General features: G+C 68.2%; 9 protein-coding genes. 7 read left to right on the forward strand and 2 right to left on the reverse strand.

The genetic code is table 11. The annotated features are described in order from the left end of the window. Positions 1 to 15: 15 nt before the first annotated feature. Together ppk1 and GS424_RS04160 are read right to left on the reverse strand one after the other, a co-directional pair. Positions 16 to 2,646 (reverse strand): polyphosphate kinase 1, encoded by a 2,631-nt coding sequence (ppk1, locus tag GS424_RS04155; RefSeq protein WP_160942970.1) that lies wholly within the window; start codon positions 2,644 to 2,646, stop codon positions 16 to 18. Positions 2,647 to 2,685: 39 nt separating this feature from the next. Further along, the gene (locus GS424_RS04160; protein ID WP_160942969.1) at positions 2,686 to 3,609 is read right to left on the reverse strand and encodes a Ppx/GppA phosphatase family protein; all 924 of its coding nucleotides are present in this window, start codon (positions 3,607 to 3,609) and stop codon (positions 2,686 to 2,688) included. Positions 3,610 to 3,820: 211 nt separating this feature from the next. Between GS424_RS04160 and GS424_RS04165 the strand changes: the two genes are divergently transcribed. From GS424_RS04165 to GS424_RS04195, 7 genes are all read left to right on the forward strand, one after another. Next, positions 3,821 to 5,557: a polyphosphate--AMP phosphotransferase gene (locus tag GS424_RS04165; RefSeq protein WP_154334286.1), complete on the forward strand. Its 1,737-nt coding sequence runs from the start codon at positions 3,821 to 3,823 to the stop codon at positions 5,555 to 5,557. Positions 5,558 to 5,897: 340 nt separating this feature from the next. Then, the gene (gene srtB, locus GS424_RS04170; RefSeq protein WP_086414411.1) at positions 5,898 to 6,974 is read left to right on the forward strand and encodes a class B sortase; all 1,077 of its coding nucleotides are present in this window, start codon (positions 5,898 to 5,900) and stop codon (positions 6,972 to 6,974) included. Beyond that, on the forward strand, positions 6,971 to 8,452 hold the full coding sequence (gene purF, locus GS424_RS04175) for an amidophosphoribosyltransferase (RefSeq protein ID WP_160942968.1): 1,482 nt from the start codon (positions 6,971 to 6,973) through the stop codon (positions 8,450 to 8,452). The genes srtB and purF overlap by 4 nt, the downstream gene beginning before the upstream one ends. A gap of 73 nt (positions 8,453 to 8,525) precedes the next feature. Next, positions 8,526 to 9,683 (forward strand): phosphoribosylformylglycinamidine cyclo-ligase, encoded by a 1,158-nt coding sequence (gene purM, locus GS424_RS04180; protein ID WP_154334289.1) that lies wholly within the window; start codon positions 8,526 to 8,528, stop codon positions 9,681 to 9,683. Between the two features lie 4 nt (positions 9,684 to 9,687). Then, complete coding sequence (gene purN / locus GS424_RS04185) at positions 9,688 to 10,308, forward strand: phosphoribosylglycinamide formyltransferase (RefSeq protein WP_160942967.1); 621 nt, start codon at positions 9,688 to 9,690, stop codon at positions 10,306 to 10,308. A gap of 81 nt (positions 10,309 to 10,389) precedes the next feature. Next, the gene (locus GS424_RS04190) at positions 10,390 to 11,379 is read left to right on the forward strand and encodes an XdhC family protein (RefSeq protein ID WP_160942966.1); all 990 of its coding nucleotides are present in this window, start codon (positions 10,390 to 10,392) and stop codon (positions 11,377 to 11,379) included. 1 nt (position 11,380) lies between these two features. Further along, positions 11,381 to 11,926, forward strand: coding sequence for a cysteine hydrolase family protein (locus GS424_RS04195; RefSeq protein WP_160942965.1), 546 nt, complete (start codon positions 11,381 to 11,383; stop codon positions 11,924 to 11,926). Positions 11,927 to 11,941: the final 15 nt, after the last annotated feature.

An 11,941-nucleotide genomic window follows, 5' to 3' on the forward strand; every position in this document is an offset into this window, starting at 1 on the left:
CGTGCGGGCGGGGCGCTACCTGCGGGCGAACAGGCTGAGGAAGCGCACGAGCAAGCTCGGCTTCTTGCGCGGCGGCGGCGTGGTCGCGAGCCCCCGGTCGTCCGGGCGCGCGGTGCGCGCCGCCGGCTCGCCGACGGGCGGCTCGATGGCGTCGGCCTCGAGCGCCGGCTCGGGCGCAGGCGCAGGCGCAGCCGCGGGCGCTGCCACAGGCTCGGGCGCGGCCGTCTCCGCAGCCGCCGGCTCCTGCACGGCCGGCTTCTCGAACAGCTCCTCGTCCACGGGCACCTCGCTGCGCAGCGCGCTGCGGCGGTTCGCCTCGCGCGCGGCCTCCTCCTCGGCCGCTTCGAGCCGGCGCTGCTGCGCGCGCTTGATGAAGAACTCCTGCGACTCGAACAGCGTGGTCGTGCCGTCTTCGGCTTCCTTGGCGAACGCGCCCAGCGGGGTGTAGCTTCCGTCGGGCAGCAGCTCGCGCAGCTTCGCCGTGTCGCTCATCGACACGTCCAGGTAGCCCAGGATCTCCTCGCGCAGCTGATCGTTCAGCACGGGCCAGGCGATCTCGATACGCTTGTCCATGTTGCGCGTCATGAGGTCGGCGCTCGACAGGTACAGCTTCATGGTATCGCGCGGGCCGAACCCGTAGATGCGGCTGTGCTCCAGCAGCCGGCCCACGATGGACACGACGCGCACGTGGTCGGTGCAGCCTTCGAGCCCCGGCACGATGCACGAGATGCCGCGCACGAACAGCGTCACGTCCACGCCGGCTTGCGACGCCTCGACGATCTTCTCGATGACGTCCTTGTCGGTGACGGAGTTCGTCTTGAAGAACAGCCCGCACGGCTCGCCGGCCTTCGCGTGTTCGATCTGCGTGTCGATGCCCGCGAGGATCATCGGCTTGATCTGCAGCGGGGCCACCCACATGATGTCGTAGTTGTCGGAGGTGTTCTCCAGGCCCATGTTGCGGAAGAACTCGGTGGCGTCGCGCCCGAACGTCTCGTCGGTGGTGATGAACGACAGGTCGGTGTACAGCTTCGCCGTCTTCTCGTTGTAGTTGCCGGTGCCCAGCTGCGTGATGTGCTGCAGGCCGTGCTCGGTCTGGCGCGTGATGCAGCAGATCTTCGAGTGCACCTTGAAGTCGCGGAAGCCGTAGATGACGTTGCATCCCGCCTGCTCGAACCGCTGCGACCACTCGATGTTGTTGCTCTCGTCGAAGCGGGCGCGCAGCTCGAACAGGGCGGTCACCTCCTTGCCGTTCTCGGCGGCGGCGATGAGCGCCTCGGCCAGATGCGACTGGCTGGCCAGGCGGTACAGCGTGATCTTGATGGAGATGACCGACGCGTCGTTCGCGGCCTCGCGCAGCAGCTGCACGAAGGCATCCATGCTCTCGTAGGGGTACGACAGCAGCACTTCCTTCTCGGTCACCTGGTCGATGATGCGGCGGTTGCGGTCGAGGCAGCCCGGCCACTGCGGCGTGAACGGCGTGTTCGTCAGCTCGGCGCGCTGGCCCTCGGGCAGGCGGCCGGCCAGGCCGAATGTGTAGCTCATGTCGAGCGGCACCTTGGTGACGTAGGCTTGGTACGGCTTGAGGTTCAAGCGCTTGAGCAGCAGCTTCTCTAGGGTGGGGGACAGCGGGCGCTCGCTTTCGAGCCGCACGGGCGCCAGGCGGGAGCGCTTCTTGAGGATGCGCTTCATGTGCTCGCGGTAGTCCTCGTCGCTCTCGTCGGTGCCCTCGGTGGCATCGAGGTCGGCGTTGCGGGTGACGCAGATGACGTTCGTGTGCTTGATGGCGTACATGGAGAAGATCTCGTCGGCCACCATCTCGATGGCGTGCTCGAGCAGGATGAACTGCAGCCCGTCGCCCGGCAGCGCGATCACGCGCTCGCACTGGCGCGGCATGGGCACGAGGCCCAGCGTCACGCCCTCGGCGCCGAGGTTCTTCGCCTTCTCCTCCTTGGTCGGCTTCTCGCCGTCCTTCGCCTTCGGGGCCTTCTTCTTCGCGCCCAGGTCCTCGTTGAGGCGCAGCACCACGTACAGCGCGCCGTTCTCCAGGTGGGGGAACGGGTGGCGCGAGTTGATGATCTGCGGCGACAGGAACGGCATCACGTTCTTGTGCACGTAGCCCGAGAGGAAGGCGCGCTGCTCGTCGTCGAGGTCCTCGGGGCGCAGCCCGCACACGCCGTGCTCGCACAGCAGCTTCCGGACGCTTTCGTAGGTGCGCTCCTGGATGGGGTACAGCTCGTGGCAGCGCGCGTAGATGGCTTCGAGCTGTTCGGTGGGCGTCATGCCCGACTTCGAGTCGATGATGTGCTTCTTCACGAGCGACAGGTCGGTCAGGCTGCCCACGCGCACCATGAAGAACTCCTGGAGGTTGCTCCAGAAGATGGAGATGAAGTTCAGGCGCTCGAGCAGCGGCACCGTCTCGTCGGCGCCCTGGTCGAGCACGCGCTCGTTGAACGTGAGCCACGACAGCTCGCGGTTCTGCAGGTACGGCGCCTTGACGGGCGCGTCGCCTTCGACGGAGGGGCTCGCGCCCTCGACCTCGTCGATGGAGGCGCGCATCTCGTCCGCGCGCGTTTCCGCGAGCGCGGCGCTCGCTTGGCCGATGGACGCCTCGGCGGTTTCGGCGGTGGCTTTCTTGGCGGTGTCCATGAACGTCCCCTTCCCGTGGTTCGATTCCTGCATGCGTCGCTACCGCAGCATGCGGTCGATCAGATACCCTTCGCGCACGCCGTACTTGCACACGTCGAGGCGATCGGCTCCGCACGCGTCGAGCAGCTCCAGAAGGATGATGCAGCCCGGCACGAAGGTGTGCACGCGCTCGGCCGAGGCCTTGAGCGCGGTGTGGGCGAACGCGTCGGGGTCGGTGCGGCACCATTCCAGTATCGCATGAATTTCCTTTTTAGTCATGGTTTTCGGACGGGCGGTCGCGCCGGCAGCCTGGGCATGCATCTTGGCGGCCGCTCGCACGCTGCCGCCGATACCGAACAGCACCTCCGAGCGGTACGCGTCCGGGCGCGGCAGCGCGGCGAAGCGCTCCCGGAACGCGGCGGCGATGGCGTCCATCTCGGCGCCGGTGGGCAGGATGCCCCGCACGTGCTGGGCGAACGACGAGAGCGAGCCCTGCCCGATGCTCGCGTTGTCGAAGTCGCGGTCGTGCTCGATGCGCGTGAGCTCGGTAGAGCCGCCGCCGATGTCCACGAGCGTGCCCTGCACCACGGTGCGGTCGCACGTGGCGCCGACGAAACCCAGGTGCGCCTCGTCCTGCGCCGACAGCAGCGAGATGGGCAGCTCGGCGCCCTCCTCGATGGCGATCACGGCTTCCTCGCAGTTCGAGGCGTTGCGGATGACGGCGGTGGCGAACACCTCCATCTTCTCGCAGTTGAAGTACCGCGCGCGCTTCGCGTGGCCGCGCAGCACGCTTATGGCGCGGTCGATGCCGTCCTGGGTGAACGCGCCGTCCACGACGTAGGCCGACAGGCCCGCCATCACCTTGTCGTTGATGAGGCTCTTGAAGTCCTTGCTCGTGTACGTGCGCTTGTGCGCGTCCTTCACGTCGTACACGACGAGGCGTATCGAGTTCGACCCAAGGTCGACCACCGCATAGTTGGGCATTGGTCCATCCATCCGCAATCAGGCGGCTCGCCTGGGGCGATCCGCAACGTGCTCCATCCCTCCATTGTAGGCGTACCCGCGCTCTCCGGCCAGAAGCGCGAGGAACTGAAAGCAGGATTTTACTTTTCGCTCTTCCTTGACGCGGACCGCCCGGCCGGGCCCTCCGGGGCCCTTGTGGTACTATGAACCTCTCGAAGGAAAGGAAGCGCCCATGCTGGAGACCGTCGATTTCTCACTCGAACCGCTTTCGAAAGACGCCTACAAGGCGCGCCGCGACGAGCTGATGGAGCAGCTGGTGGTGCTGCAGCAGCAGGCGCGCGTGCAGGGCGTGGGCCTGGTCGTGCTGTTCGAGGGATGGAACGGCGCCGGCAAGGGCAGCCGCATCTCCGATCTCATGTACCACCTTGATGCGCGCGCGACCAGCGTGTACGTCACCGAGAACCTCGACGTGAAGGCCGCGCGCTCGTTCGCGGGCGGCGCGCACGGCGTGACGGGCTTCTACCCCGTGATGCAAGAGTTCTGGAAGGGGCTCGGCCAGCGCGGCACCATCTCGTTCTTCGACCGCGGCTGGTACACCGCCGCCGTCCAGCACATGCTGTACACCGAGTTCGGCAAGCTCTCGCTCAAGTCCTCCAAGCGCAAGAGCCAGAAGGCCGTCGCGGCCGCCATGGCCGAGGCGCGCGACGAACGCCACATCGACGTGCTGCGCCGCTACCTCACCTCGGCGTCCGACTTCGAGCGCCAGCTGGCCGACGACGGCTACCTCGTGGTGAAGTTCTTCGTGCACGTCACGAAGGAGGCGCAGAAGAAGCGCCTCACGCGCCTGCACGACGACCCGGCCACGCGCTGGCGCGTGGGCGAGGACAAGCTGGCCACCATCGGCAACTACGAGGAGGCCTACCGGCTCTACGACAACCTGCTGAAGGGCAGCGACTTCTCGTTCGCGCCGTGGAACCTCGTGAACGGCGAGGACAAGCGCCGCGCCAACCTGCAGATCGCCGAGACGCTGGTCAACGCGCTTACCGGCGCGCTCGAGGCGGTCCCCGACGCCGACGCCGCCGCGGCAGCCGCGAAGGCGCAGGCCAACTCGGCGGGCGCCCTCGACGAGGCGCCGCTGTTCGGCCGCTCGCCCGAGGAGGAGGCCCGCGTGCGCGAGGAGGCCGAGCGCGCCGCAGCCGAAGCCGCTGCCCGTGCGCCGCGCGTGTCGCGCTACCGCCAGGTGGACGACCCGCCGCGCCTCGATCGCATCGACCACACGCTCGTGCTCGACCCCGACGAGTACAAGGTGCGGCTCAAGGCCGAGCAGGAGCGTCTCAACAAGCTCGAGATGGAGATGTACCAGAAGCGCATCCCGCTCATGATCATGTACGAAGGCTGGGACGCGGCGGGCAAGGGCGGCAACATCAAGCGCGTGGCCCAGGCGCTCGACGCCCGCGCCTACACCGTCTTCCCGAGCCCGGCCCCCACGAAGCCCGAGCTGCTGCACCCGCACCTGTGGCGCTACTGGACGCGCCTACCGAAGGCGGGCCACGTGGGCATCTACGACCGCAGCTGGTACGGCCGCCTGCTCGTGGAGCGCGTCGAAGGTTTCGCCTCGGTGTCGGAGTGGACGCGGGCGTATGACGAGATCAACGAATTCGAACGCGATTTGGTGCGCTGGGGCGCCATCCTGCTGAAGTTCTGGGTGGACGTGAGCCCCGAGGAGCAGCTCCGCCGCTTCCACGACCGCGAGCAGGACCCCGCGAAGCAGTGGAAGATCACCGACGAGGATTGGCGCAACCGCGACAAGTATCCCCAGTACAAAGCTGCCGTCGAGGATATCTTCCGCCTGACGAGCACGCCGTTCGCCCCCTGGATCGTCCTCGAGAGCGACGACAAGCGCTACGCGCGCGTCAAGGCGCTTAAAATAATCAACGATGCTCTGGAAGCGCGCTTGCACGAAAACTGAGATCGCGTTACTATGGGCAGCAGTACTCAAAACGACCGTGCGCATGCGCGCGCTTGAACGAAAAAAGGGGTAAAGAGCCATGACTCTGTTCGGAATCACCGTGCCTATGGAGGCCATCTGGGTCATCGTCGCGATCATCGTTCTCGTCATCATCGGCTTCATCGCGAAGGGCTTCATCGACGAGATGAAGAAGTAGCCGCTTTGGCGAACAGCGGTTTCCGATCGTGAAAATTGCGTTTTTGCGAACATCGCGCCCCCGTCAACGGGGGCGTTTGTTTATTATGGTAACGGTCTGGCGAAGACGGAATTCCGTCATCTGACGATCATCCGAAAGGTGAACATGTCCGAGTATCGACAGTATCCCGATCCCGCGTCGAGCGGGCGACATGCGCAGCAGCCGCGCACGCCGAGGGGCGCTGCGCCGCAGGCGCGAGCAGGGGCGCAACCGGGCGCCTACCGTCCGGCTACCGCACAGCACTCCGCCTACCGCCCCGTGCAGCCCGCGTCGCGCCGGTCGAACGGCGGCGGGGGCAACCCGTACCAGCAGTACCCGAGCCATCAGCAGCCCGGTTCCGGGCGTCCCAAGAAGAAGGGCGGCCCGTGGCGGGTCGTGTTCTGGATCGCGCTCGTGGTGTTCGTCGTGGCCTTGGCCGCGCTCGGCGCCATCGGCTTCAGCTACTGGCAGGGCCAGCAAACCTACCAAAGCGTCGCGGAGGAGGGCTTCACGCCGCCCAGCGATATCGAGGGAACGTCGCTGGCCGACCTCACGGTGGACTGGGACGCGCTCAAGGCCATCAACCCCGACACGGTGGGCTGGATCTACATCCCCGGCACCGTGGTGAACTACCCCATCGTGCAGACCACCGACGACGTGAAGTACCTCACGCACGACTTCAAGGGCTCGGAGGGGTGGATCGCCACGTTCGGCGCCATCTTCCTGTCGGCCGAGAACGCGAGCGACTTCTCCGACCCGAACAACATCATCTACGGGCACCATCTGAACGACGGCTCGATGTTCGCCTGCCTGGCCGACTTCAGCGATGCCGCCCAGTTCGACGACCATCGCACGGTGTACATCCTCACGCCCGAGGGCAACTACCAGCTGAACACGTTCGCGCTCGTGCACGTGGCGGCCGACGACCCGCTGGCGCAGACGCAGTTCACCGACGAGGCCGAGCGCGTCGCCTACGTGCAGGACAAGATCGATCGCTCGGTGGTGGCCGCCTCCGACATTCCCGAGGCCGCCGACATCGCGCACACCTTCGCGCTGGCAACCTGCGACAACCTGCCTTCCGACGGGCGCTACGTGCTGTACTCCTACGTGGCGGCCAGCACGGTGGGCGAGGACGGCGGCGACGTCGTGGACCCCGAGGCGGCCGCGGCCGTCGATTCGGCGGAACAGGAGATCGCTTCATGAGCACCTCGATCCTGCCGGGCGAGCGTCCCGACCGCCTCGAGGAGGAATGCGCCGTGTTCGGCGTGTTCGCGCCCGGGGAGGACGTGGCGCGCATGACGTGCTTCGGCCTGCAGGCGCTGCAGCATCGCGGGCAGGAGAGCGCCGGCATCGCCGTGGGCGACGGCGAGACCATCATGGTGTCGAAAGACCTGGGCCTCGTGACCCAGGTGTTCGACGAGGCCAGCCTGGCCGCGCTCGACGGCTTCGTGGCGGTGGGCCACGCGCGCTACTCCACGAGCGGCGGCGCCGCATCGTGGGAGGCCGCGCAGCCGCACATCTCGGCCATCGACGACGTGCTGATCGCGCTTGCGCACAACGGCACGCTCATCAACACGAACGCCATGCGCACGCGCCTCATCGACGAGGGCGTGCAGTTCCGCTCGGGCACCGACAGCGAGGTGGCGGCGAAGGTGATCGGCCAGGTCACGCAAGCCACGCACCACCTGCGCAACGGCATCCGCCGCGCCATGGAGGACATCGAGGGGGCCTACGCCATGGTGCTGGCCAGCCCCGATTCGCTGTACGCGTTCCGCGACCCGAACGGCATCCGCCCGCTGTGCATCGGCGCGCTGCCCGACGGCCGCGGCTGGGTCGTGTCGAGCGAGACGTGCGGCCTCGACATCGTGGGCGCGCAGTACGTGCGCGACGTCGAGCCGGGCGAGATCGTGCGCTTCAACCGCGACGGCATGTACGCCGAGCAGGGGGTTCCCGCCCGGGCGTCGGCGGCGTGCATCTTCGAGTACGTGTACTTCGCGCGCCCCGACAGCGTGATCGACGGCCAGAGCGTGTACCAGGCCCGCCGCAGCATGGGCCGCATCCTGGCGCAGGAGGCCCCCGTGGAGGCCGACCTCGTGCTGGGCGTGCCCGACTCGGGCGTGCCGTCGGCCCTGGGCTACGCGTTTGAGAGCGGCATCCCGTACGCCGACGGCATCGTGAAGAACCGCTACGTGGGGCGCACGTTCATCGAGCCCACCCAGGCCATGCGCCAGCTGGGTATCCGCTTGAAGCTGAACCCGCTGCGCTCGGTGATCGAGGGGCAGCGCCTCGTGGTCATCGACGACAGCATCGTGCGCGGCAACACGTCGAAGAAGCTCGTGCAGATGCTGCGCGACGCGGGCGCGGCGGAGGTGCACCTGCGCATCGTGAGCCCCGAGGTGAGGTGGCCGTGCTTCTACGGCATCGACACCGACACGCGCGATCAGCTGATCGCCGCGAACATGGACCTCGGCGAGATGAACGCGTGGATCGGTTCGGACTCGCTGGCCTTCATCTCGCTCGAGGGCTTGCGTGCCGCCGTTCCCGACGCCCGCCGCCAGGGGTTCTGCGACGCGTGCTTCACCGGCGACTACCCGGTGGCCATCCCCGACGCGGTGGCCAAGAGGAGCTTCCTGACGAAGAAGGATTTCGACGAGACGTACGGCGAAGACGCGACGGGCTAGGCGCGCCGCGCACGACAGCAGCATGACAGTGGGGGATCGCCCCGACCTGGACGATACGGCACAAGGAGCCAAGATGACTGAGAGAATTACCGTAAGCGCGACGCAGACCGACGACGGCCCGCACATGCCCAGCTGGATGGACGAAGACGCGGTGACCTACGCGCAGGCGGGCGTGGACACGGCCGAGGGCGCGCGCGCCGTCGAAGCCATCAAGGGCGTCGTGCACGACACGTACCGTCCCGAGGTGGTGGGCGACATCGGCGGCTTCGGCGGCCTGTTCTCCATCGCGGCGGCCAAGAGCATGGACGACCCGCTGCTGGTCAGCGGCACCGACGGCGTGGGCACGAAGCTCAAGGTGGCGCAGCTGGCCGGCAAGCACGACACGGTGGGCATCGACCTCGTGGCCATGTGCGCGAACGACATCCTCGCCACGGGCGCCGAGCCGCTGTTCTTCCTCGACTACGTGGCCATCGGCAAGCTCAAGGCCGAGAACGTGGCCGAGATCGTGGCGGGCATCGGCGAGGGCTGCAAGCAGGCCGGCTGCGCGCTCATCGGCGGCGAGATGGCCGAGCACCCCGGCGTCATGGACCCCGACGACTACGATCTGTCCGGCTTCTGCGTGGGCGTGGTCGACCGCACGAAGATGCTCGACCCGGCCACCGTGCGCGAGGGCGACGTGCTGATCGGCCTCGCGTCGAGCGGCCTGCATTCCAACGGCTACTCGCTGGCGCGCAAGGTGTGCGTGGAGGGGAAGACCCACTACGAGCTGCGCATCGAGCGCGAGGAGCTGGGCGGCGCGAGCCTCCAGGACGCGCTTCTGGAGCCCACGCGCATCTACGTGAAGCCGGTGCGCGCCGTGCTGGAGGCCTGCGAGGGCGCCGTGCACGCGCTCGCGCACATCACGGGCGGCGGCATCTCCGAGAACCTCGACCGCGCGCTGCCGAAGACCTGCGCCGCCGAGGTGGACCTCGGCACGTGGCCGGTGCCGGCCATCGCGTCGTTCGTGTGCGACGCGGCGCACCTCGACGAGGCCGAGGCGCTCAAGACGTTCAACATGGGCCTCGGCATGGTGCTCATCGTGGACGCGGCGCGTGCCGACGAGGTGGAGGCCGCGCTGACGGAGGCCGGCGAAACCGCGTATCGCGTGGGACGCATCGTGCCCGGCGAGGGCGAGGTCCGCTACACGGGCGACGGCGCGCTGTACGCGTTCGGCGCCGACGCGGAGGCGTAGGGCCATGGCCGAGCCGCTGAAGATCGGGGTGCTGCTGAGCGGCAGCGGCACGAATTTGCAGGCCATCATCGACGCGGCGGCCGAGGGGCTGCCGGTGGAGATCGTGCACGTGGTGTCGTCGCGCCCCGACGCCTACGGCATCGAGCGCGCGCATGCGGCGGGCATCCCGGTTACGGCGCTCAACCGCGACGTGTACGCCGACCCGATCGAGGCCGACAAGCGCATCGTCGAGACGCTGCGCAACGCCGGCGCGGACTACGTGGTGATGGCGGGCTACATGCGCAAGGTGACGCCGGTGCTGCTGGACGCGTTCCCCGACCGCGTGCTGAACCTGCACCCGGCGTTGCTGCCCTCGTTCAAGGGCGCGCACGCCATCCAGGACGCCTACGACGCGGGCGTGAAGGTGACGGGCATCACCGTCCACTTCGCGAACGAGGACTACGACAAGGGCCCCATCGTGGCGCAGCGCGCCGTGGAGGTGCGCGAGGACGACGCCCTCGACGACCTCGAGGCCCGCATCCACGAGGTCGAGCACGTCCTGTACCCCGAGGTGCTGCGCCTCATAGCCGAAGGCCGCGTCACCGTAGGCGAGGACCGCAAGGTGCATATCGCCCCCGCCCGCTGAACGCGCGGAGCGACCCGCAGGTTCGCCGCTCTCGCTGCGCGTAAGCTCGTCGCCCGCCCCTGATGAAACCAAGGAGCTATCATGATCCAACCCGCGCTCAAGCAGATCATCGCCGACCTCCGCGAGGGCCGCACGCCCGCCCTGCGCGTCGAGGACTTCCCGTGCTTCTCGCCCGAGGCGACCGAGGGAAACCAGCATGTGGACCCGTCGTACCTCGACGCGGTGGCGCGCAGCCTCACGGCCGACGACATCCCCACGTTCGAACGCGCCCTGCGCGCGATGGAGGAGGGCGACCTCGCCTGGCTCGGTTTCAAGATCGTCTACGACGCCGACGAGGCCCAGCGCAATACCGACAACGAGGTGACGAAGAAGTACGGCGACGCGGGCTCGGCCGACGGCGAGCCGCTCGTGTTCTTCTGCAACGACGCGAAGGAGGTCGTGGCCGCGCGCCCGTACTCGCCGCGCGACCTGTTCCAGATGAAGGACGTCACGCGCGGCCCCTCGATGCACAACGAGCAGTTCGAGGGCCTCACCTGGGCGAGCGTCCCCCTGTTCGACCAGGTGCACGTCTGGCTGCTCGGCGCGTCCGACGCGGCCAGCGAGGTGGCGGCGCTCGCCGACCACGTGGGCTTCGCGGTGACGGTGGTCGACTACGATCCGGCGTACGTGAGCGAGGCGCGCTTCCCCCGCGCCAAGCGCATCGTGCTCGAGGGCGGCAACTTCGACGCGCTCGACGAGCTCGACGCCGCGCCGGAGGACTACGTGTGCGTGCTCACGCGCGGCCACATGTTCGACCCCGAGGGCTGCGTGTGGGCCGCGAAGCACCACGTGCACTACGTCGGCATGATGGGCTGCGCGGGCAAGAACGACCGCGTGCACGAGCTGGTGCTGGACAGCGGCGCCACCGAGGAGGACTGGGAGCGCGTCAAGCGGCCCATCGGCCTCAAGTTCGGGGCGAAGACGCCCGCCGAGCTGGCCATCGCCATCGTGGCCGAGCTCGTGGACGTGCGCTACCGCCAGCGCTACAGCGCCGAGGCGCGCGAGCGCCACGAGAAGAGCCTCGGTCGCTAGGATGCAGAACGGAGCCTACGACGCGCTGATCGTCATCGACGTGCAGACCGCGCTCGTCGAGGCGCACCCTTCCGACGAGGAGCGCTTCATCGCCTCGGTGGGCGCGCTCATCGAGGCGTGCCGCTGCAACGGCGTTCCCGTGGTGTACGTGCTGCACGACGGGGGAGCGGGCGACGAGCTCGAGCGCGGCACGGACGGGTGGCAGGCGTATGCCGCCGTCGCCCCGCAGGGCGGGGAGCCCTGCGTCGGCAAGCGCTTCAACAGCGCGTTTCGGCGCACGGGGCTCCATGAGATGCTGCGGTCCCTCGGCGCGAAGTGCCTCGTCATGTGCGGCATGCAGACGGAGTTCTGCTTCGACGCGTCCGTCAAGGCAGCCTTCGAGCTGGGCTTCGAGGTGACGGTGCCGCGCGAGGCCGTCACCACCTTCGACAGCGAGTTCGCGACGGGCGACGCCCTCACCGCCTACTTCGAAGACCGCATATGGGACGGCCGCTTCGCCCAGGTGAAAGACACGGCTTCCGTGATCGAGGAGCTTGCCGCTCGCTGACCTGCCCGTCGTGCG

Origin of the sequence: Eggerthella guodeyinii (assembly GCF_009834925.2) — a bacterium.
GTDB lineage: Bacteria > Actinomycetota > Coriobacteriia > Coriobacteriales > Eggerthellaceae > Eggerthella > Eggerthella guodeyinii.

Coding starts and splice junctions, on each gene's coding strand:
- ppk1 (WP_160942970.1), bottom strand. CDS start 2,646: ATGGACACCGCCAAGAAAGCCACCGCCGAAACCGCCGAGGCGTCCATC.
- GS424_RS04160 (WP_160942969.1), bottom strand. CDS start 3,609: ATGCCCAACTATGCGGTGGTCGACCTTGGGTCGAACTCGATACGCCTC.
- GS424_RS04165 (WP_154334286.1), top strand. CDS start 3,821: ATGCTGGAGACCGTCGATTTCTCACTCGAACCGCTTTCGAAAGACGCC.
- srtB (WP_086414411.1), top strand. CDS start 5,898: ATGTCCGAGTATCGACAGTATCCCGATCCCGCGTCGAGCGGGCGACAT.
- purF (WP_160942968.1), top strand. CDS start 6,971: ATGAGCACCTCGATCCTGCCGGGCGAGCGTCCCGACCGCCTCGAGGAG.
- purM (WP_154334289.1), top strand. CDS start 8,526: ATGACTGAGAGAATTACCGTAAGCGCGACGCAGACCGACGACGGCCCG.
- purN (WP_160942967.1), top strand. CDS start 9,688: ATGGCCGAGCCGCTGAAGATCGGGGTGCTGCTGAGCGGCAGCGGCACG.
- GS424_RS04190 (WP_160942966.1), top strand. CDS start 10,390: ATGATCCAACCCGCGCTCAAGCAGATCATCGCCGACCTCCGCGAGGGC.
- GS424_RS04195 (WP_160942965.1), top strand. CDS start 11,381: ATGCAGAACGGAGCCTACGACGCGCTGATCGTCATCGACGTGCAGACC.